Raw genomic sequence first — 22,696 nt, 5'->3', positions numbered from 1 at the left:
CTTCCACGCCACCCCACGTGAACGGAGAGCACGGCTGTGCCGAGTGAACACCTCCCGAGCGATGCGCCCGACCCCGGCCCCGACCCCTCTGTCGAGCGGCGGTCCCTGCTCCGCTTAGGCGCCCTGCTGGCCGCGGGCGGAGCCGCCGCGCTGGTTCCCGCACCGATCGCGCACGCCGCGACGAGGGGCCAGGGCACCGACACGGTGACCACCACCTACCGCGGCCACTCCCCCTACGGCAACGACCAGTGGGCGTACGTCGCCTTCGACGTCCCCGCCGGGATCCAGCGGATCTCCGTCGCCACCACCCACGACGCCGCCGCCGGGATCCTGGACCTCGGCATCTTCGGCCCGGCCGGCTTCCGCGGCTGGTCGGGCGGCGCACGGTCCGGTTTCACCCTCTCCGCGGCGGACGCCACCCCCGGCTACGTGCCCGGTCCCGTCGAGCCCGGCGCCTGGTCGGTCATCCTGGGGCCGATGGTCGGCAGCGCGGGCGGTATGGCCTGGCAGGTCGACGTCACCCTGCACCTCGGGGAACCGCTGCCGCGGACCCCGTACGACATCCTGCCGGCCGCGGTGGCCGGGCGGGGCCCCGGCTGGTACCGGGGCGACCTGCACCTGCACAGCGTCCACTCGGACGGGCAGCGCACGGTGGAGGAGATCGTCGCGGCCGCCCGCCAGGAGGGGATGCACTTCATCGCCACCTCCGACCACAACACCAGCTCCACCGGCGTGACCTGGCAGGGCAACGTCCCGACCGACCTGCTGGTCATCAACGCCGAGGAGGTCACCACGCGCCACGGCCACTGGCTGGCCGTCGGCCTGCCGCAGGGCGAATGGGTGGACTGGCGCTACGGCCCCGCGAACCAGGGAGCCTTCGAGGACCAGGCCCGGCGCGTGCACAGTCTGGGCGGACTCACGATCGCCGCCCATCCGCTCACTCCGGCGGCGGGATCCTTCTGGGAGTTCGGCCTCGACCGGGTGGACGCGCTGGAGGTGTGGAACGGACCGTGGACCCTGGACGACGCGGCCAACATCGCCGCCTGGCACCTCATGCTCTGCCTCGGCAAGCGGGTCGCCGCCGTCGGCAACAGCGACGCGCACAGCCCCGCGGACGCCGTCGGCCGGCCCCACAACGTCGTGTACGCCGACGCGCTGTCGACGCCCGCCGTACTGGACGCTCTGCGCCTGGGCCGGTCGTACGCCGTCGAATCCGCGGCCGTGACGCTGGACTTCACCGCGCGCGCCGGCGGAGCGGTCGCGGGACCCGGTCAGGAACTGCCCCTGTCGTTCTTCGACGCCGTCGACGTGACCTTGAACGTGACGGGTGCTCCCGACAGCATCGCCACGCTGTACACCGAGTGGGGGATCATGGCCGCCACCTGCATCGACGGCAGCGGCAGGGGGCAACTGCGCTGGCGCGGCTGGGGCAAGGCCTCCCTGTTCGCCCGGGCCGAGGTGCGCCGGCCCAAGCCCGCCTCCACCACCCTGGACCAACTGGTGGCCATCACCAACCCGGTGTGGTTCTACTCCGCGCACCTGCCCCCGTACGACGTCGAACGGCGGGTGCTCTTCCACACCGAGCGCCGCCCCGACGGGTCGTGGAGCGGCATGCGTCCGCTGGCCGGGGCCTCCGGCTCGGGCAGCGGCTCGGGCTCCGGCTCGTTCGCGGGGGTGCAGAGTGCCGTGGCCGGCATGGCGGACGGCTCGGTCGTGGTGCTGGGCATCGCGCCCGACAACGGTCTGTGGCTGACCACCGTACGGGGTGCGGCCGCGCCGCAGCCCTGGCAGCGCGTCGCGGGACCGGACGGCTCGGCCGGATTCACCGTGCGCGAGGCGGACATCGCGGCCTTCCCCGACGGCACCTGCCAGATCGTGGTGACGGCCATGGACGGCACCGTCCTCCACCAGCAGCGCCGCGCCGACGGCGGACTGCCCGGGTTCCGTGCCCTGCCCGGAACCACCGCGAAGAGCCGCTGGGGCGCGACGAAGGTGTCGATCGCCGCCATGCCCGACGGATCCTCCCAGTTGCTCTGCTACGGCACGGATGGTGCCATGTACCACTGCTCCCGCGGGCGGGACGGCACGTGGACGGCCTGGGGGCGCCTGGCCGGCTACCACGGGCCCCCGACGTTCTCGGGTCCGGCCCTGGCGATCACCGGGATGCCCGACGGGTCCTCCCAGGTCCTCGCGATCGGGCTCGACGGGATGGTGTACCACCAGCTGAGGCGGCCGGACGGTTCCTGGACCGGCTTCCGGCCCCCGCGGGGCGTCACCACGGCGACCATGGGGGCCAGCGCCATCGGCATCGCCGGGACACCCGACGGCTCCGCCCAGGTGGTGGCGGTCGGGCTCGACGGACGGATCTGGCACAACGTCAGGAGGGCGGACGGCTCCTGGACGCCGTTCTCGCAGGTACCCGGCCCGAACGGGAGGGGCCCCTTCCCCGCCGGGCAGGTCCGCATCACCGCCCTGCGTGACGGCTCCACGCACGTGGCGGCCATCAGCGCCGGCTAGGTGCCGTCCCCCATCCTTGTCCGTTGTCGGCGGCGTGCTGAGGGCCCGCGAACCCACCAGCACGCCGCTCGGGGCGACGGGGCACGACGACGCTCCGATGCACTCTGCACGTTCTCCGCGTCGTCACTCCTGCAGCAGGCTCGTGACCAGCTCGCGCGGCAGCCCATGGGTGTCGTGGAGGTAGTGGAAGTCCTCCTCGGTCAGCGGGCCCCGGAACCGCGGGCGGGCGAGCACCTGCCGCCCGCGCTCCAGGAGCCGACGGAACCGGCGCTCCTCCTCGCGCAGGATCCGGCGTACGCCGACCGGGCTCATCTCCTGCCGGAAGTGGTCCAGGGTGTGCCGGACCAGTTCGTCCGGCAGGTCCTCGATGCCGCGCGAGGCGTCCTCCTGCCACAGCACGGTGAGCATCCGCCGCACCAGGCGTCGCAGCACGTAGCCCTGGCCGGTGTTGGCCGGGCGCACGCCGTCGCCGAGTACCACGACGGCCGAGCGCAGGTGGTCGCAGACCACGCGCAGCGACCGTTCGTCCAGGGGCCACAGGTCCGGTACGAGGCTGCGCCAGGGGTCGAAGACGTCGCACTCGAACACGGAGGGCTTGCCCTGGAGCAGGGAGGCGAGCCGCTCCAGGCCGAGGCCGGTGTCCACGTTGCGCTGGGGAAGGGGCAGCAGGGAACCGTCGTCGAGCCGGCGGTGGGTCATCGTCACGTGGTTCCACACCTCCACCCAGCGGTCGTCGCGGGTGGGCGTCGACTCGGGCGGTCCGTCGCCGCTCCACAGGAAGATCTCCGAGTCGGGACCGCACGGTCCGACGGGCCCGTTGGACCACCAGTTGTCCTCCACGGTGAGTTCGACGGGGACGCCGAGCTTCTGCCACAGCTCCAGGGAGGCGGTGTCCGGCCCGGTCCGGTCGTCGCCGGCGTGGACGGTGGCGTACAGCCGGCCGGGATCCACGCCCAGCCCCTCGGTGAGGAGCCCGTATCCCCAGTCGAGACTGAGCGGGCCTTCGTAGTCGCCCAGCGACCAGGTGCCGAGCATCTCGAAGACCGTCAGGTGGGTGGCGTCGCCGACCTCCTCCAGGTCCGTGGTGCGCAGACAGCGCTGGACGTTGACCAGTCGCCGGCCCAGGGGGTGGGGGCGGCCCTCCAGGTACGGGGTGAGCGGGTGCATGCCGGAGGTGGTGAAGAGTACGGGGTCGCCGGGCGGTGGCAGCAGCGTCGAGCCGACGATGCGGCGGTGCCCGCGCTCCTCGAAGTACTGGACGAACGTGGTGATGAGCTGCTCGGTATTCATGGGGTGACTCCTTCGCGTCGAGCGGGAGAGGCACCGGAGAACGGGACCGTGCAGTCTCCGGCCGGGGGCAAGGGCGCCACGGCACAACCGACGGACCGTTGTCCGGTCGCCGGGGAGAGGGGAAGGTCAGGCGGCGGCAACCGGCGAGCTGGTCGCTCGCGCGGTCGCGGTGGTGCTGGAGCCGGTGACGTTCATGCGGCCCACGATAGTGCGAGCCTGCCGCCGGTGCCCGGGTATTTTCGCGCCGGCGGTTCGGGTTCGGCCAACGAACCGTGCGGCGTTCCGCGGCGGCGCGGCTATCGTGCGGCAGCAGGGAACCGGTTCGGGGAGGGACTGTGGCATTACTCGATCAACTGCCCGCTCTGATAGGCGTGGTGGTCGGCTCGCTCGGCTCCTACGCCGTACAGACCTTGACCGAGCGCCGGCGGTGGAGGCGGCAGCGGGAGGAGCGGTGGGACGAGAAGCGCTTCGAGACGTACGGCCGTTACGCCAACGCCCTCAAAGCACAGCTTCGCGTCGCCCAGCGCATCGGCGCATCTCTCGGATTCGCGGACGTGGCCGACCCTCTGGCACCGGCCGAAGGTCTGCCCATGCTCGCCGACGCCGAGTCCCACCGGGCGACGGAGTGGGAGTCCGTCCTGCTCGTCGGGGACGCGGCGACGATCGCGGCGGCGCGGCACTGGCACGAGACGATCTGGACCGTCGAGCTGCTCGTACGGGAGGGCGCGGTCGACGGCGAGAGGTGGACCCAGGCGCATCGGCTCGCGAGTGCGGCGCGTGACGCCTTCTACGAGAGCGCGCGGCGCGACCTCGGCATAGAGGGGGCTCCACCGCCGTCGGGGCAGTGGCCACGACAGTGGCGGGCCGAGCTCTCCCGGTGAGGGTCCCCGGGGGGCGGCCGCCTCGACCCGATTTCCGTGGCACGCGTCAGGCACGTTCCAGCATCCGGCGGCGCAGGGCGTCGTAGACGGGTTCGCTGCCCAGCCGGTCCGCGGTGACGGTCGCGGCGAAGCACGCGATCAGCAAGGGCAGCAGGAGCGCGCCGGTACCCGTCATCTCCACCACCAGGACGGCCCCCGTCAGTGGTGCCCGTACGACGCCCGTGAACACCGCGGCCATTCCCACCACGGCGAACGCGGCCGCGCCCGCCGAGCCGGCCGGCAGCAGGGGGGAGGCGAGCGCGTGGGTGAGCGTCCCCCACAGGGCTCCCAGGGCCAGCAGTGGCGCGAACAGGCCGCCAGGAGTCGCGGCCGCATAACTCAGCGGTCCGGCCACGAACCGGACGGCGAGGCAGAGCACCAGCGCCGCCACCGTCAGGCTTCCGCCCGTCAGCAGGCGCTCGCTCAACTGGTCACCACCGCCCGTGAGGAGCGGATCGAAGGCCATCAGCGCGCCGACCCCGGCCCCGATGACCGCGGCGCGGGCGACCAAGGGCACCCGGGTCAGCCGGTCGCACACCTCCAGTGTCCGTACGACCAGGGCGCTGTACGCGGCGCCCAGCGCGCCGGCCGTCATCCCGGTCAGCAGGAAGACCGGCAGCATCCACAGCGGCGGGTCGGGGGCGTCCGACAGCGGAAGGACGAGCGCGTCACCGACGATGAGCTGGGAGCAGGACACCGCCGTGACGGTGCCGACGAGGGTCAGGAGCACCAGACGCGGCCGGACGGTGCCGGTCACCTCCTCGCAGACGAACAGCAGCCCGCCCAGCGGAGCGGTGAACGCCACCGCCAGCCCCGCCCCACCGAGCGCGGTGTGCAGCATGCGGAGGTCCTCCGCGCCCTGCGCCTCCCCTGCGTCCCCTGCATCCCATGAGTCCGGCGCATCCAGGCGGCCGCGCCGGCCCGCCGCGGACCCGATGGCGGCGCCCATATGGACGATCGGCCCCTCCCTTCCCAGGACCAGGCCCGAGCCGATCGCGATGAGACCGCCGAGGAACTTCGCCGGCAGCAGCCAGGCCGTGCGGGCCTCGGCCTCCTGCCGCCATACGGCTTCCACGTGCTGGATCCCACTGCCTGCGGCATGCGGGACCCGCTGGGCGATCGCGCACGCCGCCGCGGCGCCCACGGCGGTGAGGACGACCGGAATCAGCCGTCCCGCCGCCCCCAGCCCGGCGGCCGCCTCCAGAACCGAACCGCGCAGCTGGTCGGCATGGTCCAGGCACCACCGGAATCCGCCGCCGACCAGCCCGACCAGAGCGCCCGCCACCCCCGCGATCACGAAGGAGCGGAAGGAGTGGCCGGATCGCCGCCGTTCGGAACGAACACGGTACGGGGTCTCGCTCACTGCTAGTGCTGGGGCAGGTGGGTCTTGGCATCCTCGTACGTCCCCTCGCCGGGTGCGGTGGCCACGGCGTAGAAGAGGTTCAGCACACCGGTCCGGAAGGTCTCGGCGGACACCAGCTCCAGCGGGATCGACGGCGCGTCCTCCTCGAACAGGCGCATGCCGTTGCGTACGGCGATCGGGTGCAGCAGGAGATTGAGCTCGTCCAGGAGCCCGGCGGCCACCAGTTGGCGTACGACGGAGACCGAGCCGCTGATCCAGACGGGTGTGTCCGTGTCCGGCTCGTTCTTCAGCGCGGCGACCGCTGTGGTGAGGTCGCCGACGAGCAGTTCGGAGTTCCGCCAGGTGAAGTCCTTCGGGCTGTTCGACACCACGATCTTGCGGGCGTCACCGAGCACTTCGGCGAACGGGGCGTCCTCCCCGCCGGCTGCTTCCCGGTCCGGCCAGGCGCCCGCGAAGCTGTCGTAGGTCCGGCGCCCGAGCAGCAGGGTGTCGGCCCTGCCGAGGGTCGCGTCGACGGCCGCGCCCATCTCCTCGTTGAAGTAGGGGAAGTGCCACTGATCGGGCGCCTCGACGACACCGTCGAGCGAGATGAAAAGCTGCGCCTTGATCTTCCTCATACCGGTCTCCGGGAGCTGGTGGTCGGTCCGTCCGCGTACGGCCCCATCCAAGGGCACGCGGCAGCCGGACGGCGCACGACTCCCCGGCCGGGGCGGATATGAATATCGGGGCAGCTGCGTGGACACCACGACCACCCCGGACGGCGGGGACGGCGGGGACGGCGGGGACGGCCCTTAGGCTCCCGGTCATGGACACGGGTGAGCGCTGGGCGATGTACGACGAGCTGCGGGGGCGGGTCCCGCAGTGGCATCCGGTCGGGGTGGTCGTCGAGGCCGACGGACCGGTCGTGCGCCGCCACTACGGAACGCACGGCACCGCCGAACACACCCCTCTCACCCCCGGAACGGACACCGCCGCACTGGTGCGCCGCCAGCAGGCGGCCTTCGCGGAGCGCGGTGAGCCGGTGGAGTGGAAGGTCTACGCGCACGACTCGCCGGAACTCGGCCCCGCGCTGACGGCGGCGGGGTTCACCCCGGGCTGGGAGCGCTCCGTACTGCTCGCCGCGCCGCTGCCCGGCGAGCGGCCCGCCGCCGTGGCGGAGCCCCGGGCGGGGGTGCACGACCTGTACCGGGTGAGGGACCAGGCCGAGCGGACGTGGGCAGTCGCCGTGGCCTCCCCCGGCCCCCACGCGACGCCCTACGCCGAGATGATCGCCGACGGCGCCTCGGACGAGGGCGATGTCCTCATCGAGGTCCTGCTGGAGGACGGCCTCGTCGTCGCGGCCGCCTGGGCTCACGCAGACGTGGGCCCCTTCGCTCTCGTCGGCGGCCTGACCGACGACGATGCGGACTTCGTCAGGGCCTGTACCGACCGTTGGCGCGTACAGAACCTGCTCGGGCAGCCCCTCCTCGCCGAGGCCGAAGGCCCGTTGCGCGAAAATCTGCTGAGGGCCGGCTTCACGGAAGTCACCACCGTTCGCTCCTACCACTGGCGCCCGCCGGGCACCCCCGAGAGCACCCGCCCCGCGCAGTTCCTTGACTGGCTCCACGACGACGGTCCGCTGTGGGACCGTTTCTACGCGGACTTCGACTTCAAGCCGGGCACCACCTACCGGCCAGCGATCACCGAACCCGTCCCCTCCGCCGTCTGGCACCTGCACGCCCACCACCGGCCGGTCCCGGACGTCCCCGGGCGGATCGACGCGATCGTCCGGCGCGGGCTGCTCACCGCCACCGAGCCCGGGGAGTTCGTGTACTGGCTCGACTGGCAGCACGACGGCTACCGCTACGACCCCCGCCGCACCGACGCCCCGGGACGGCCGCCCCGCCCCGGCCTGGGCACCTACCCCGACGGCGACTACTACCTCCACCTCACCGACGACCTGCGCCTGGGCACCTTCGGCCACCCCTGGGAACAGACGCTGACCGTCTGGGGACCCGCACTGCTGACCGCCGTCGAGACGGAACTGACCGAGCTGCTCGGAGAACCGATCAAGCGCCGCACGTGACGGCGCGCCGTCGCACGGAGGAGGCGTTGTAGGCCCGTGACAGATCAGCGGTGCAGGGTGGCTGACGGTGCGCGACCTTGCCGTCGCTCCGCCGACCCGCCGCCCCGTGTACCGCCGTGCCAGGAGCCGCCCTCGTGAACGCTGACTCCGTGCTGCCCCGCCGGCCCGCGCCCGGCCCCCAGGCGCCTCGCGAGGACGTACCGCCGCTCCCCAGGCGGCGCGAGCGTGCGGGAGCGGCCCTCCACGGCGTCGGCGCGGTCACCGCCGTCCTGCTCGTGCTCGCGGCCATCGGGGCGGTGATCGGCGAACCGGTGCTCATACCGTCGCTGGCCGCCAGTGCCGGTGTCCTGCACAGCACGCCCACCCTGCCCATGGCCCAGCCCCGGAGCGTCGTCGTCGCGCACCTGCTGGGCGCCGGAGCCGGTTACGTGGTCCTCGCGCTGTGGCAGAGCAGCCCCTGGGGCGCGGCGCTGGCCGGGGGGCTGACGTTCGCCGCCACCACCCTCGCCCGGACCCCGCACTCGCCCGCCTGCGCCACCGCCGTCGTCGTCGTGCTGCAGGCTCCGGCACCCGCGCGGTTCGTCCCCCTGCTGCTCGGCGCCACCGTGGTCCTGGTCCTCGCCGGCTTCGCGGCGTCCCGCGTACGCCGGGGAGCTGCCCGGTACCCCGTCCGCTGGTGGTAACGGCGGCGCGATGCGATCGGTGCGCCCGTGCTCGTGCGGGGCGCACCCCGCGGAGTGCCCCGCGCGGCCGGAGGCCGGGCGCCTCGCCCGTCCGCCGCCTCGCGCACGAGAAACCTCAGATCGCGCCCAAGACGCTTGGTCCGTGTGCAGTTGCCGTGCATATGATCAGCCGCCGACGGGGGAGATGTGGACATGGCAGCAGATTTCGATCAGGAGTGGGACCGCGAGTGCGCGGGCAGTGCGGACCAGCGGGTGGGCTTGCGGTTGGACAGCGGGCCGCAGGGGCCGTTCACGCCGGGCGGGTCCCAGGACGTGCGCCCGGACGCCGGGGCGGGGGTCTGACGATGGGGCGCCTCTGGGACAAGTGGACCGGCACCAAGTACCCCGCCGGCGATGTCCGCCCCCTGCCCACCATGGAGCTGCGGGAAGCGCTGCTCGCGCTCAACGCCCGAAACGTACCCTTCAGCGTGCGCGAGGCCTTCCCGAAGGAGAAGGCCGACCTGGTGGCGGAGTGCAAGATCCCGAAGGCGGAGCTGACGCTCAAGACCCGCATGCGCCTGGTGCCGGCGAAGCGCGAGGTGCTCGTTCTGGAGGAGCGGTGGCAGCCGTCGCACGAATCCGGTCAGCAGTACGGCCGTGGGGGCTTCACTGTGTACCGGCAGTGGGAGTTCCGCCGTGGTGCCGACGGCCGTCGGCGCAAGGTCGAGACGTTCCGCTTCGACACGCGGGACGTGAGAGATCCCCTGCGCACCATGGTCCTCGACGCGGGATGGACCTGGCGGGGAGTGCTGTTCCGGTACTGACCGGCCGGTCCGTTTGATGGCGAGAGCTGCGGATCTTGCGTCGGTTTCCGCCCAATGGCCGGGTCGGAAGCCGCCCCAACCAGCGCAACCCATAACGCCGTTCGCTCGTCTTGCAGGCCGGACGGCCTGCCTGCCCGCTCTCCCGCGAACGCGAGGGGCACAGGCGGCGTCCCGGCCGGAACCCCCTCCGGCCAGGACCGGGGCGCGCGCGCCGACCCCGGGCCTTGTCCCCCCACGCGTTGCGCAGTTCGAGAGGTCTTCACCATGCCCCCCGTGGTCGACACCGGTCTCAGCGTCCTGTCCGAGGACTTCGCCGCCGCCCCCCACCGCTCCTTCGCACAGCTGCGGGAGCAGGCTCCCGTGCACTACGAGCCGGCCATCGACAGCTATTTCCTCTCCCGCTACAAGGACGTGAAGCGGGTACTGACCGACCATGAAGCGTTCACCACCGAGACGCTGCAGGTGCGCGCCGAGCCGGTGATGCGCGGGCCGGTCCTCGCCCAGATGACCGGGGCCGAGCACACCGCCAAACGAAGAATCGCCGTCCGGGCCTTCACCGGCCCGGCGCTCCAGGACCAGATCCGCGCCATCCACGCCAACGCCGCGGAACTCCTGGCCCCCTTCCTCGCCCGGGGCCGGATGGACCTGGTCAACGACTTCGGCAAGCCCTTCGCCATCCACGTGACGCTCGACGTCCTGGGCCTGGACCGAAGGGACTGGCAGCAGGTGGCCGCCTGGCACAGCGGTGTGGCCGAGTTCATCACCAGCCTCGCCCTCACCCCCGAACGCCGCCGCCACTGCCTGGACTGCGCCGAGCAGTTGGAGGCCTATCTCCTCCCCGTGATCGGCCGGCGGCGCCGCAACCCCGGTCACGACCTGATATCGAAGCTGTGCACCGCCGAGTTCGACGGCATCGCCATGAGCGATCGCGACGTCACCGCGCTGATCTTCAACGTCCTCGTCGCCTCCGCCGAGCCCGCGGACAAGACACTGGCCCTGCTCTTCAAGCACCTGATCGACCACCCCGAGCAGCTGTCACAGGTCCGCCGGGATCCGGACCTGCTGGCCGCCGCGATCGCCGAGACCCTGCGCTACTCCCCGCCGGTCCAGCTCATTCCCCGCCAGGCGGAGGAGGACAGCGTGTTCGCGGGGACCACCGTCCCGGCGGGCGCCACCGTGTTCTGCATGATCGGCGCGGCCAACCGCGACCCGGACGCCTTCGCCGCCCCGGACACCTTCGACATCCACCGCCCGGACCTGGGCACCGCCCGCTCCTTCACCGCGGCCGCCCAGCACCTGTCCTTCGGCACCGGACTCCACCAGTGCGTCGGCGCGGCCTTCGCGCGCGCCGAGATCGAGACCGTCGCCGCGATGCTCCTGCCCCTGCTCGACCAGGTCCGTTACAGCCCCGGCTTCCGGTACCAGGAGTCCGGCCTGTACACCCGGGGCCCGCGCTCGCTGTCGCTGGACTTCACCCCCGTGCGCTGAAGCGGCACCGGCCGTGAACGACGTACATGACCGGCGCCCGTCCCTCGCCCGGCATCCCCGGCCTCCCCCGCATGCTCAGGCTCCCCCCGCATGCCCGGGCTCCCCCGCTTTCCCGGGCTCCCCCGTACACCCCCCACTCCGATCAGGCGAAGACGACCATGACATCGACCGACATCACCCGAGCCATCACCGATCTGCTGTTCACCCCGGGCCTCGACCTCACCGAAGCCATCGACCGGCACTTCACCCCCGACTACCGCCAGCGCACCAACGGCGTGTGGAGCGACCGGACCTCGTTCGCCGAGCACATGACGCGCCTGCGCTCCGTGATCCGCAGCGGGCGCGTCGAGGTCCACGACGAGCTCCGCGACGGAGCGCGCTACGCCGACCGGCACACCGTCACCCTCGTCCACGACGACGGCCACACCTCCCGCACCGAGGTCTACCTGTTCGCCGAGCTGGCCCCCGACGGCCGCTTCCGGCGCGTCGAAGAGACCACCCTCCTGGTCACCGGTCAACCCGACGACGGGAACCTCGGTCTCATCCGGTGACATGAACGGGCCGTTCGAGCCTCCAGGGTGAGCGGTGCGTGCCCGGCGGGAACGACGACGACACGGCCTCCGTGACGTCCTCCCGGCCGGGCGCGCACACTCACCCGCCGTCACGCCCGGCCCCTCCCCGAGGAGGCCGGCCCGGCTTCGCCAGGTCGGAGCCAGGTGGCCTGCGGAAGATCCCGGACCACCACGATCGCTGTCCGCTGCTGAACAAAGGGATGGAGCCGCCATGGTGTCCGTGGGGGAAAGACTGAGCAGGGCGCGCGTACGGGCCTTCGTCGGCCGGGACGAGGAACTCGGGCGCTTCGGGGAGGCGTTGGCCGGTGATCCGCAGGCGCCGTTCGCGTTCTACGTGTACGGGCCCGGCGGCATCGGGAAGTCGACGCTGCTGCGGCGGCTGGCGGACCACGCGCGGGCGGCCGGCCGGCTGCTCGTCGAACTCGACGGCCGGTTCGTCAGCCGGGACCCGGCCGATTTCGAGCACGCCGCCGGACCGTTCCTGGACGTCCCCGGCACGGTCCTGTTCGTGGACTCATTCGAGCACTGCCAGTGGCTGGAGAGCTGGCTGTGGCACCACTTCCTGCCGCGCGCCGCGGACGACACCCTGGTCGTCCTGGGCGGCCGGCGCGCTCCGCAGCCGCAGTGGGCCGCCGATCCCGCCTGGTCCCGGCTCCTGCACGTGAGCGAGCTGGAGCCGTTCTCCGCGGAGCAGGCCCGGAGCCTGCTGGTGGCGGCGCAGATCCGGCCCGAACTGCGCGACCGGGTGCTGCGCTTCGCCGGGGGCAATCCGCTGGCGCTGTCGCTGGCGGCCGCGGCCGGATCCGAGGGCTGCGGCCGGGAGGAGATCTGGGCACCGACCGCGGACGTGCTGCGCACCCTGCTGGCGGGGCTGATCGGGGAGGTGCCCACGGCGGCCCACCGCCGCGCCCTGGAGGTGGCGGCGCAGGCCCATTCGACGTCCGAGGAGCTGCTGGCCGCGGTCCTGCCCGGGGAGGACGTCCATCCGCTGTTCTCCTGGCTGCGGGACCTGCCCTTCATGGAGTCCACCCTGCGGGGGCTGTATCCGCACGACGCGGCACGCGAGACGCTGGCCGCCGACCTGCGGTGGCGGGCTCCCAACGCCTTCGAGGCGATGCGCCAGCGCCTCGCGGACGAGTACCTGCGCATCCTGCGCGAGGCGCCCGAGGAGCGGGTGTGGACGGTCACCGACGATCTCTTCTACCTGTTCCGGGAGGGCGCGACGCTGGCCCGGCTGCGCTCCTGGTCCCGCGAGGACGAGGTCCACGACCGTCCCCTGCACCCGGACGACATCGATGTCATCCTGCGCATGGCCACCGAGACGGAAGGGGCCGCCTCCGCGGACCTGGTCCGCTACTGGGCGCAGCGCCAGCCGCAGGCCTTCAGCGTCTACCGGCTCGTGAGCACGGGCCGGATCGTGGCGTTCACGGCCCGGCTCGCGCTGCCCTCCCCTCCCGATGCCGAGGACCTGGCCACCGATCCCGTCGTGGCCGCCGCGTGGCGGTACACCGAGGCCACCGCGCCGGTGAGCCCCGGTGAGCACATCGGCGTCAGCCGCTTCTCGATCTACCCCGAGCAGTACCAGGTGCCCTCGCGCGTCATCGACCTGAGCAGTTCCCGGGCCCAGGCGGAGGCGGCCCGCGCCCGCGGGCGCGCGTACGGTTTCGCCGTCTTCCGGGACGCCGAGACCTGGGCCGAGCGCGTCAAGGGCACCCTGACGGACACGGGGGCGCGGCCGCGGGTCGGCGAGTACACGTACGGGGTGTTCGGCGTCGACTGGCGCAGGCTGCCGGTGGAGTCATGGCTCATGCACTTCATATCGGCCACCGAGGCGCCCGCCGCGCCGGCCGGGCCGTCGCCCGTCTCGCGCACCTCGTTCGACCAGGCCGTACGCGAGGCGCTGGCCCACTGGCGTGATGCGGACGCGTTCGCCGCCTGCGCCCTGATGCGGACCCGTCTCGCGGCCGACCTCGGTGATCCCGTCGGGGAGTTGCGCGCCCTGCTGCGCCGGGCCGTCGACGACCTCGGGCTCGACCCGCGCGGGGTGCGCGCCCGCGAGGCCCTGACGGCGGGCCACTTCTCGGGTGCGCCCACCCAGGAGGCGGCGGCCCGCCGCCTCGGCCTTCCGTACGGCACCTACCGCCGGCACCTGCGCCAGGGCCTGGACCTGCTCTGCGAGGCCCTGTGGCAGCGGGAGTTGCACGACCCTCGTCAGTGACGGCGGACGCCCGCCGTCGCCGCGGCCGGGTGGACAGGTGCGGACAGGAGTGGACAGTGGTCACCCCGGCCGGGCCTGGATAGTGGACACCGTCCGCGCCGAGTCTGTGCGACATGAACGTTGCACTCACGCAGACGGGCCGGGCAGCGGCCCGGGCCCCCGGGCCGGGAGCGGTGCTCGCCGCGCTCGCCGCGGCCCAGTTCACCGTCATGCTCGCCACCTCGATCGTCAATGTGGCGCTGCCGCAGATCCGTGCAGGGGCCGGCCTCTCGGACGGCGGGACCACGTGGGTGGTCAACGCCTACGGCCTGGCGTTCGGCGCGATGCTCCTGGCGGGCGGACGGGTCGCCGACCTGCTCGGCCGCCGCCGGGTGCTGGCCGCCGGGCTCGCCGTGTTCGCGCTGGCCTCGGTGGCGGCTGGACTGACCACCTCCGCCGGCGTCCTGATCACGGCCCGTGCGGTGCAGGGCGTCGGCGCCGCCGCGATCGCCCCGGCCGCGCTCGCCCTGGTGATGGACCGGTTCCCGCCCGGCGCCGGGCGCGGCAGGGCACTGGGGGTGTGGGGAGCGGTCTCCGGCGCGGGAGCGGCGGGCGGCGTGCTGCTGGGCGGTGTGCTCACCCAGGCCTGGGGCTGGCCCTGGATCTTCCACTCGGTGGGGCTCGGAGCGGCGGTGGTGCTGGCCGCCGTGGTGGCGCTCGTGCCACGGGACGCGTCGGCGCGGGCCGGCGGAAAGGCCGAGCGGCAGCGCGGGCGGTTCGACCTGCTGGGCACCGTCACCGTCACTCTCGCCCTGACCTGCCTGGTGTGGGGGCTGACCACGGCGCGCGGCGCCGGCTGGGCGGACGCCCGGGTGCTGGGTTCCCTCGGCGCCGCCGCCGTGCTGCTCGCGGCCTTCTGCGTGATCGAGCGCCGCCGGCCGAACGCGCTCGTACCACCGCGGCTGCTCACCGCCGGCCGGGTCGCCGCGGGCAATCTGCTGATGGCGCTGCTGGGTTCCGTATGGATCGCCCTGTTCTTCTTCCTGCCGCTCTACCAGCAACAGGTCTTGGGATCCGGCCCCTTGGTCACCGGAGTGGGACAACTCCCCCTGGCTGTCGCCCATATGATCGGCTCCGCTCTCGCCCCGCGGATCGCCCGGGTCATCGGGGCCACGGCGACCCTCACCGCGGGCCTGCTCGCCGAGGCGGCGGGTCTGCTGTGGCTGTCGTGGATGAGGGCGGACGGGAGCTATCTCGTCGATGTCCTCGGGCCGAGCATCCTGGTCGGTCTGGGCCTGAGCATCGCCTTCGTCCAGCTCACCGCCCTCGCCGTGGACGGCGTACCCCGGCAGGACGCGGGACTGGCCGGCGGACTGGTGAACACCACCCGCCAGGTCGGCGGCGCGATCGGCCTCGCCGCCCTCGCCACCCTGGCCGGCTCCGTCACCACCCACGCGACCACCAACCAGCCTCCCCTGGAAGCCCTCACCGCCGGATACCGGGCCGCCTTCACCGTCTCCGCCGCAATCCTCGCCACCACCGCACTCCTCGCCCTGCTCCTCACCCGCCGCACCGGGGCGCGTAACCCGGCCACCGCCACCGCCCTGCCCGCCACCGACCCGGGAACCTCCCCGCTCTCCCCCGCCGGGCCGGCCCGGTAGATCAGCCACATCCGCACCACCGGCACACCTCATCCAGACAGGAAGTACCGCCATGATCACCATCGACGAGACCGCTCCCGTGATCGTCCGCCTGAGCACCGTGATCGACGCCCCGCTCACGACCGTGTGGGCGCTGCACACCGACGTCGCGGCGTGGCCCGCCTGGAACACCGACATCGACCGGACCGAGGTCGACGGACCGCTGCTGCCCGGCAGATCGTTCAGCTGGCTCACCCACGGCCTGGACATCACCTCCACCGTGCGGGAGCTGGTCCCCGGGAAGCGGATCGTCTGGGGCGGGACCGTCGACGGCATCGTCGGCATCCACGTGTGGGTCTTCGAACGGTCACAGTCCGGTACCGGGGTCGTCGTCCGCACCGAGGAGTCCTGGAGCGGCGCCCCGGTCGACGCCGAGACCGACGAGCTCGGCAAGGCGCTCCACGACTCCCTTGAGGGCTGGCTCGCCCACCTCAAGAGCCGTGCCGAACAGCCCGCCTGACCGGGCACCACGTCCGCGCTTCCGCGCACCTCCGGTTCCACGCATCCACGTATCTCCGCGCCCCCACACATCCACGTATCCACGTATCCACGAGAGGGATTCCCGCCATGACGACCACCCCGCCGTACCTGACCGGCCACTACACCCCCGTCGCCGAGGAGGTCTCCGCCTCCGGCCTCACCGTCGAGGGCACGCTGCCGCCCGAGCTGACGGGCCGGCTGCTGCGCAACGGGCACAACCCGAAGCCCGGTGTCACCCCCACCCACTGGTTCAAGGGCAGCGGGATGGTCCACGGCATCCGGCTGCGTGACGGGCGCGCCGAGTGGTACCGCAACCGCTGGGTCCACACCCCCGCCCTCGACGGCGCCCCCTACATGACCGAGCACGGCCCCGACCTGACCGCCAGCGCCGCCGGCACCCACGTCATCGAGCACGCCGGACGCCTCCTCGCGCTGTGCGAGGCCAACCTCCCCTTCGAGCTCACCCCGGACCTCGACACGGTCGGCGCCTACGACTTCGACGGCAAACTGCGCACCGCCATGACCGCGCACCCCAAGGAGGACCCCGTGACCGGGGAACTCCACTTCTTCGGCTCCTCCCCCTTCCCGCCGTTCCTGACCCACTACGTCGCCGACGCCAAGGGCGCCATCACCCACAGCGCCGAGGTCCCCGGGGCGACCGCCTCCCTCAAGCACGACTTCGCCCTCACCCGCCGCCACGTCGTCTTCGTCGAGGGCAACGTCACCTTCGACCACACCGAGAGCTCCGGCATCCCCTACAGCTGGAGCGACCACCAGCCCGCCCGTATCGGCGTCATGCCCCGCGGCGAGGACGGCGCCCGCCACACCCGCTGGTTCTCCATCGAGCCCGGCAACATGCTCCACGTCTCGAACGCCTACGAGGACGGCCAGGGCCGCATCGTCCTGGAAGGCCCCACCGTCGACCGCGAGGGCTTCCGTCTCTCCTGGAACTGGTGGGTCGGCGCACCCGGACGCGGCAGCGAACCCGTCGCCCGCTCCTACACGCGCCGCTGGGTCCTCGACCTGATCGCCGGCACCGTCGACGAGCAGATCATCGACGACCTCCCCGTCGAGTTCCCCACCATCAACGAGGACTACCTCGGCGCCGAGAACCGCTACCAGTACGCCATCTCCTTCCCCGACGAGAAGGGCTTCGGCGGCTACGGCATCGTGAAGTACGACCGCACCACCGGCGCCCGGCGCATCCACCAGATCGGCGACGCCCGCATGCCGAGCGAGGCCGTCTTCGTCCCCGCCGCAGGCACCGCCCGCGAGGACGACGGCTACCTCCTCACCGTGGTCTCCGACCTCAAGCAGAACGCGTCCCAGCTCGTCGTGCTGGACGCCTCCGGCCTCGACCGCATCGCCACCGTCCACCTCCCCCACCGCGTCAGCTCCGGCCTCCACGGCTCCTGGATCCCCGACACCACCCTGGACGGCTCCGCGGGCTGACCCTGGGCGGGGATGCGCCCGCGCTCTGCCGCATCCTCCACCGCCCACCGAGAACGGCCCTCCCCCGGGGCCGGTTGCCGGAGCCGCGAGTTGTTCGCGGCTCCGGCATTCCGCCGTGTCAGCGCGCCGGCGCGTAGCCGAGGAGGAAGCCCTTGCGCGCGCGGGCTCCGTCGGGGAGGGATCAGGTCTTGTGGCGGCTTTCGGCTTCGGCGTTGGCCATGGCTTCTGCTTCGCTTTCGACCATGGCTATGGCGACGCCGAACGCCTGGGCTATGTGACCGGCGGCCGACATGACGCGCGCGGTGCCCACGACGGGGGCGATCGCGACGAGCACGTCCTGCAACTGCTCGACGGTGAAGTCGGCCTTGACCGCGGGGCTGATGTGGGCCAGGTAGGAGATGGCCGGGGCGTCCATGGCCACGAGAGCGGCGATGCGGGTGGTGATGAGTGTCTTCTCGTCCATGCCGCAGTGCTCGATGGAGTCGATGGTCATCGCGGCGAGCGTGTCGAGAACGGGAGCGTCAGACCTGGTGGCCATGTCGGAACCGCCTTTCGGTGCTGAACTGAGCCGGGCGCACCGGCCCTGACCGCGGGACCGGGGCGTGTCGGCGGGTTGCCGTTTCAGCGTAGGCGTCCGCCGGAGCCCGTGCCCGTTGGGCCGTCCGGGCGAATACCCGCAGGTCGCAGCCGCCTCGCGGGTGCCGCGCAGGTGACTCGCAGGTGCTCGTGCCCCGTCGGAGGCCGCGGGCGGGCCGGACAGTAGGGTGGCCGGATGGACGCTTCTTCGCTCTCCCGTCCCTTCCGGCTGCTCGTGACAGGCGGCGGGACCGGCGGTCACACCTACCCTGCCCTGACAGCGATCCGCACGTTGCGCGGCCGCCTCGCCGCCGAAGGGGCCGCGCTCGACGTGCTGTGGATCGGAACCGCGGACGGTCTGGAGGCGCGGGTCGCCCCGGCGGAGGGCATCGCGTTCAGGACGGTCGCCACGGGGAAGATCCGCAGATCGGCGAATCCCCTGAAGATGCTCTCGGCGGCGAACGTCAAGGACATGGCGCGGGTGCCGCTCGGGGTGGCCCAGGCCCGTACGGTCGTGGCCGAGTTCCGGCCGGACGTGGTCCTGGCGACGGGCGGGTACGTGGCCGTCCCGGCCGGGCTGGCCGCCCGGTTGTGCAAGCGCCCTCTGGTGCTGCACGAGCAGACGGTCCGGCTGGGCCTGGCGAACCGGAAGCTGGCCGGTTCGGCGACGCGCATCGCGGTGTCCTCCGAGTCGTCGCTGCCGCTGCTGCCGGACGAGGTGCGCGGCCGGGCGGTCGTCACCGGCAACCCGGTGAGGCCCGAAATCCTGACCGGGCACCCCGACAAGGCGGTGCAGGCGCTGAACCTGACGGGGTTCGACAGGCGTCTTCCGACGGTCTACGTCACCGGCGGGGCGCAGGGCGCCCAGCAGATCAACGGCGTGGTGCGGGAGGTGCTTCCGTGGCTGCTGAGCCACGCGAACGTCATCCACCAGTGCGGCCCGGCCAATGTCGACGAGCTCCGGTCCGCCGCCGCGGCTCTCGATCCGGTCCTCGCGGGCCGGTACCACCTGACGGGCTTCGTCGGGCCGGAGCTGCCCGACGTACTGGCGCTCGCCGATGTGGTGGTGTCCCGGTCCGGGGCGGGCACGCTGGCGGAGCTGACCGCGCTGGGCAAGCCCGCGGTGTTCGTCCCGCTGGCCACCTCGGCGGGGAACGAGCAGGCGCACAACGCGCGGCACCTGGCCGATGCGGGCGCTGCGGTGGCCCTGCTCGGTGAGGTCACCGGGCGGACCCTCGCGGAGGCGGTCGGTCCGTTGCTGACCGACGCCGCCGGGCGGACGGCGATGGCGCAGCGTGCGCGTGCGTACGGGAGGCCGGACGCCGCGGACCGGCTGGTGGACGTACTGCTGTCCGCGGCGGCGGGGGCTTCCGACTGACCGGTGCCTCCCGTACGTGGGCATGACGGGACGGGCGAGGAGGAGCGGCGATGGCCGAGCGCGTGATCGAGGTGGACGGCGTCGAGCTGTGCACCGAGTCCTTCGGCGATCCCTCCGATCCGCCCGTCCTGCTCGTGATGGGCCTGGGGGCTTCGATGCTCTGGTGGGAGGAGGGCTTCTGCCGGATGCTCGCCGCGGGCGGGCGCTTCGTGATCCGTTACGACCACCGCGACACCGGCCGGTCGGTCACCTGCGCGCCGGGCCGCCCCGGGTACACCGCGGCGGACCTGGTCGCCGATGCCGTCCGCGTGCTGCGCGCCCATGGGATCCCGGCCGCGCACGTCGTGGGCGTCTCGGCCGGAGGGGCCCTGGCGCAGCTGCTGGCGCTCGATCACGCCGCCCGCGTCCGGTCGCTCGTCCTGATCAGCACGTCCTCCGCCGTGCCCGGCGACGACGAGCTGCCCCCGCCGGCCGAGGAGTTCACCCGGTTCGCCGCGGTCGCCCCACCCGACCCTTCGGACGCCGACACGGTGATCGACCACCAGGTCGCCTACGCGCGCGTGCTCGCGGGAGGGCGGCGCCCGTTCGACGAGGCCGCCGCCCGCGGCCTGGTCCGCCGCGACGTCGAGCGCGCGCACGATTTCGGAGCGGCCCGCAACCACGACTCGCTCACGGACGGCAAGGTCTCGCAGGCCCCCTTGTCCTCGATCACCGTACCCACGCTGGTGATCCACGGAACCGCCGATCCGATGTTCCCGATCCGGCACGGTGAGGCACTCGCGAAGCGGATTCCCGGGGGCCGGCTGCTGGCTCTGGAGGATGCCGGTCACGGGGTCGAGCGAGCCGACTGGGCGACGATCACCGCAGCGATCCTCGACCACACCGCGGGCCCGTCCGGTTAGGCCGAGAGCTCGCGTAGGGCGACCGTCCGGAAGTCGTGGGGCGGGCGGCCGGTGATGCGGTGGACGGTGTCCGTGGTGCGGTCCTCGGCTCCTTCGGCGATGGACCGGTCCATCCCGGCCAGCATCGCGGCGAACTCCGGCGGGATGAGCGCGGCCAGGCGGTCGCGCATGGCCTCGTAGGTGAGGTGCTGGTGGACCACCTGGCGGCCGGTGACCTCGGTGAGGAGTGCGGCGATGTCGTCGTGGCTCAGGGACTCCGGGCCGGTCAGGACCAGGTCGGTGCCGGGTGCGCGGTCGTCGGTGAGGGCGCGGGCCGCGACGGCGGCGATGTCGTCGGCGTCGACGAATCCGACCCGGCCCGTCCCGGCCGCGGTCAGGATGGCGCCGTCGTCACGGATGCTGTCGGCGTGGGCGTGTGTGCCGGTGAAGTTCTGCATGAACCAGGAGGGGCGCAGGACCGCCCATTCGTCGAACAGGCCGGGCAGGGCCCGGTGTACCTGTCCGACCGCCGGTCCGCCCTCGGTGATCGCCGAGGAGCTCAGCAGTACGGCGCGGCGTACGCCGGCGGCGCGGGCCCGGTCGAGGAAGGGCACCATGACCGCGGCCGGGTCCGGGTCGCCGACGGGCGGGACGAGGTAGACGCGGTCGGCCCCGGCGACGGCGTCGCCGAAACTGGTGGGGTCGTACCAGTCGAAGCGGACCGGCTCGGCGCCCGGGAGCGGCGTGGCCCGGCGGCTGCCGGCTCTGACGCGCCGACCGGCGGCGACGAGGTGCGCCGTGGTGCGGCTGCCGGTGGTGCCGGTGGCTCCGAGGACCAGGGTGGTGCCGGTCGGGGTGGTGGTGGCGGCGGTGGCGGTCATCGGGCGCTGCTCCTCGTGGGGTCGGGGTCTGTCATGAAGGCCGCCCCGGGTTCGTGGACGGCAAGGGGGTTCCAGTAGTCGCGGTAGGAGGTGAACTGCCCGTCCTGGACGGTCACGACGGCGATGTACGTCATGTCGAAGGGGGCCCCGGTCGCGACCAGACGGCCCACTCCGCGCATCTCGACCACGATGGTCTCCGGGTCGGTGGTCTCGTGGATCCGCAGGTCGGGGAAGTCGTGCAGGTCGATGTGGTCGGGATAGTCCCGCATGTAGGCGGCGATGGCGTCCCGCCCTTCCAGCCGCCCGGGCCACCCGGGAGGGGCGAAGGGGAACTCCATGGCGCCGTGTTCGGCCCACAGGCCGGTCCAGGAGGCGATGTCCTTGTCCAGGAGCAGGCGGAGGCTGTGGCGGTACAGATCCGGGGGTGAGGTGGTTGTGGGCACGACGGTTCTCCGTCCACTACGATACGGACCGACGGTCCGTTTCTCTTCACGAAAGATACGGACCGACGGTCCGTATTGCAAACCGGAGGGAACCCGATGACCGTCGAACGCAAGCCGCGCAAGGACGCGGTCCGCAACCGGGCGGCCGTCTTCGCCGCCGCCGACACCCTCTTCGCCCACTGCGGGAGCCCCGAGGAAGTCACCATGGCCGATATCGCGGCAGCGGCCGGCGTCGGCAAGGCGACGCTCTTCCGCGCCTTCGGTGACCGCAACGGACTGATCCGCGCGCTCTACGAGGCACGGCTCGAACCGATCCGTGAAGCGGTCGAACAGGGTCCCCCGCCGCTGGGGCCGGCCACGCCCGCGCCCCTTCGCGTACCGGCCCTGCTCGACGCCCTCCTGTGCTTCAAGCTCGACAACCGCCATCTCGCCGTGGCGCTGGAGGGAAGCGGGGCGGACAGCCCCTACCGGACGGAGCACTACGAGCGGTGGCACACGCTGCTCCGGGACCTGCTGCGGCTCGTCCCCGGTCCTGCCGACACCGGCTTCTGCGCCCACGCCCTGCTCGCGGCCACCCGAGCCGACCTGGTCGCCTATCTGGCCGGCGAGAAGGGCGTACCCCGCGAGGAGCTCCGGGCTCAACTGGCCGGCTTCACCGCGGCGGTGCTCGACGCCCGTGCGGGACGAGGGTCGGCCTCCGGGCAATGACCGGCCCCCGGCCGGCACCGCCTCCGTTCATGGGCGGCCAGGTCCCCCCGCCCGCCGGACCGAGCCGTCCGCCGTCCAGCCGTCCGTCGACCCGGAGCAGGGCATCGCCCACGGGGTGACCGCGGCGGACGTGGCGGCGGCGCTCGAACGGACACCGGACGCGGCCGCCGTGTACATCGTGTCCCCGAGCTGCCCGGTCACAGCACTAGGCCGTGTTTTAGATCGGGGTTCCGGCCCGCGCCTTGCGCCGTGATGATCATGGTGTGGGGCGTGGGGATCTTTCTGGTGAGCAGTGGTCG

21 protein-coding genes are annotated in these 22,696 nt (G+C 72.8%); 15 read left to right on the top strand and 6 right to left on the bottom strand.

Annotated elements, in window-relative coordinates; translation table 11 throughout:
- Positions 1-36: 36 nt before the first annotated feature.
- The gene (locus tag ACZ573_RS31755; RefSeq protein ID WP_471310886.1) at positions 37-2,517 is read left to right on the top strand and encodes a CehA/McbA family metallohydrolase; all 2,481 of its coding nucleotides are present in this window, start codon (positions 37-39) and stop codon (positions 2,515-2,517) included.
- 123 nt (positions 2,518-2,640) lie between these two features.
- Here ACZ573_RS31755 and ACZ573_RS31750 read toward each other — a convergent pair whose 3' ends face one another.
- Positions 2,641-3,807: an alanine--tRNA ligase-related protein gene (locus ACZ573_RS31750; protein WP_471310883.1), complete on the bottom strand. Its 1,167-nt coding sequence runs from the start codon at positions 3,805-3,807 to the stop codon at positions 2,641-2,643.
- A 335-nt stretch (positions 3,808-4,142) separates the two neighbouring features.
- On the opposite strand from ACZ573_RS31750, the gene ACZ573_RS31745 reads away from it, so the two are divergent.
- Entirely contained in the window at positions 4,143-4,688 is a 546-nt protein-coding gene (locus tag ACZ573_RS31745) for a hypothetical protein (RefSeq protein ID WP_471310881.1), read from the top strand.
- 46 nt (positions 4,689-4,734) lie between these two features.
- Here ACZ573_RS31745 and ACZ573_RS31740 read toward each other — a convergent pair whose 3' ends face one another.
- Together ACZ573_RS31740 and ACZ573_RS31735 are read right to left on the bottom strand one after the other, a co-directional pair.
- Positions 4,735-6,090 (bottom strand): ClC family H(+)/Cl(-) exchange transporter, encoded by a 1,356-nt coding sequence (locus ACZ573_RS31740; protein ID WP_471310878.1) that lies wholly within the window; start codon positions 6,088-6,090, stop codon positions 4,735-4,737.
- A gap of 2 nt (positions 6,091-6,092) precedes the next feature.
- Positions 6,093-6,707, bottom strand: coding sequence for a dihydrofolate reductase family protein (locus ACZ573_RS31735; RefSeq protein WP_471310875.1), 615 nt, complete (start codon positions 6,705-6,707; stop codon positions 6,093-6,095).
- Positions 6,708-6,895: 188 nt separating this feature from the next.
- On the opposite strand from ACZ573_RS31735, the gene ACZ573_RS31730 reads away from it, so the two are divergent.
- The 10 genes from ACZ573_RS31730 to ACZ573_RS31685 all read left to right on the top strand — a co-directional run bounded on the left by ACZ573_RS31730 (position 6,896) and on the right by ACZ573_RS31685 (position 17,530).
- A complete protein-coding gene (locus tag ACZ573_RS31730; RefSeq protein ID WP_471310872.1) occupies positions 6,896-8,155 on the top strand; it encodes a DUF2716 domain-containing protein in 1,260 nt (419 codons plus the stop codon).
- Positions 8,156-8,289: 134 nt separating this feature from the next.
- On the top strand, positions 8,290-8,838 hold the full coding sequence (locus ACZ573_RS31725; RefSeq protein ID WP_471310869.1) for an HPP family protein: 549 nt from the start codon (positions 8,290-8,292) through the stop codon (positions 8,836-8,838).
- A gap of 192 nt (positions 8,839-9,030) precedes the next feature.
- Complete coding sequence (locus ACZ573_RS31720) at positions 9,031-9,180, top strand: hypothetical protein (protein ID WP_471310866.1); 150 nt, start codon at positions 9,031-9,033, stop codon at positions 9,178-9,180.
- Positions 9,181-9,182: 2 nt separating this feature from the next.
- A complete protein-coding gene (locus ACZ573_RS31715) occupies positions 9,183-9,641 on the top strand; it encodes a hypothetical protein (protein WP_471310863.1) in 459 nt (152 codons plus the stop codon).
- Positions 9,642-9,914: 273 nt separating this feature from the next.
- Entirely contained in the window at positions 9,915-11,129 is a 1,215-nt protein-coding gene (locus ACZ573_RS31710) for a cytochrome P450, cyclodipeptide synthase-associated (protein ID WP_471310860.1), read from the top strand.
- Between the two features lie 158 nt (positions 11,130-11,287).
- Positions 11,288-11,680 carry a nuclear transport factor 2 family protein gene (locus ACZ573_RS31705; RefSeq protein ID WP_471310857.1) on the top strand — a complete coding sequence of 131 codons (393 nt, stop codon included), beginning with the start codon at positions 11,288-11,290 and terminating at the stop codon, positions 11,678-11,680.
- Positions 11,681-11,912: 232 nt separating this feature from the next.
- The gene (locus ACZ573_RS31700) at positions 11,913-13,919 is read left to right on the top strand and encodes an ATP-binding protein (protein WP_471310854.1); all 2,007 of its coding nucleotides are present in this window, start codon (positions 11,913-11,915) and stop codon (positions 13,917-13,919) included.
- Between the two features lie 113 nt (positions 13,920-14,032).
- Positions 14,033-15,559 (top strand): MFS transporter, encoded by a 1,527-nt coding sequence (locus ACZ573_RS31695; RefSeq protein WP_471310851.1) that lies wholly within the window; start codon positions 14,033-14,035, stop codon positions 15,557-15,559.
- 52 nt (positions 15,560-15,611) lie between these two features.
- Positions 15,612-16,058 (top strand): SRPBCC family protein, encoded by a 447-nt coding sequence (locus ACZ573_RS31690; RefSeq protein WP_471310848.1) that lies wholly within the window; start codon positions 15,612-15,614, stop codon positions 16,056-16,058.
- 107 nt (positions 16,059-16,165) lie between these two features.
- A complete protein-coding gene (locus tag ACZ573_RS31685) occupies positions 16,166-17,530 on the top strand; it encodes a carotenoid oxygenase family protein (protein WP_471310845.1) in 1,365 nt (454 codons plus the stop codon).
- A 181-nt stretch (positions 17,531-17,711) separates the two neighbouring features.
- Here ACZ573_RS31685 and ACZ573_RS31680 read toward each other — a convergent pair whose 3' ends face one another.
- Positions 17,712-18,068, bottom strand: a complete 357-nt coding sequence (locus ACZ573_RS31680) for a carboxymuconolactone decarboxylase (RefSeq protein WP_471310842.1) — start codon at positions 18,066-18,068, stop codon at positions 17,712-17,714.
- Between the two features lie 234 nt (positions 18,069-18,302).
- Here ACZ573_RS31680 and ACZ573_RS31675 point away from each other — a divergent pair, with 234 nt between their 5' ends.
- Entirely contained in the window at positions 18,303-19,484 is a 1,182-nt protein-coding gene (locus ACZ573_RS31675) for a UDP-N-acetylglucosamine--N-acetylmuramyl-(pentapeptide) pyrophosphoryl-undecaprenol N-acetylglucosamine transferase (RefSeq protein ID WP_471310839.1), read from the top strand.
- A gap of 50 nt (positions 19,485-19,534) precedes the next feature.
- On the top strand, positions 19,535-20,386 hold the full coding sequence (locus tag ACZ573_RS31670) for an alpha/beta fold hydrolase (RefSeq protein WP_471310837.1): 852 nt from the start codon (positions 19,535-19,537) through the stop codon (positions 20,384-20,386).
- On the opposite strand, the gene ACZ573_RS31665 is transcribed toward ACZ573_RS31670, so the two are convergent.
- The gene (locus ACZ573_RS31665; RefSeq protein ID WP_471310834.1) at positions 20,383-21,246 is read right to left on the bottom strand and encodes an NmrA family NAD(P)-binding protein; all 864 of its coding nucleotides are present in this window, start codon (positions 21,244-21,246) and stop codon (positions 20,383-20,385) included. The genes ACZ573_RS31670 and ACZ573_RS31665 overlap by 4 nt on opposite strands.
- Positions 21,243-21,689 (bottom strand): nuclear transport factor 2 family protein, encoded by a 447-nt coding sequence (locus ACZ573_RS31660; RefSeq protein WP_471310831.1) that lies wholly within the window; start codon positions 21,687-21,689, stop codon positions 21,243-21,245. Before ACZ573_RS31660 ends, ACZ573_RS31665 begins: the two co-directional genes overlap by 4 nt.
- Before the next feature lie 96 nt (positions 21,690-21,785).
- Here ACZ573_RS31660 and ACZ573_RS31655 point away from each other — a divergent pair, with 96 nt between their 5' ends.
- A complete protein-coding gene (locus ACZ573_RS31655; protein ID WP_471310828.1) occupies positions 21,786-22,397 on the top strand; it encodes a TetR/AcrR family transcriptional regulator in 612 nt (203 codons plus the stop codon).
- Positions 22,398-22,696 lie beyond the last annotated feature (299 nt).

Source organism: Streptomyces sp. NPDC040545, assembly GCF_055595065.1.
This window is presented reverse-complemented; position numbering and strand designations above follow the sequence as displayed.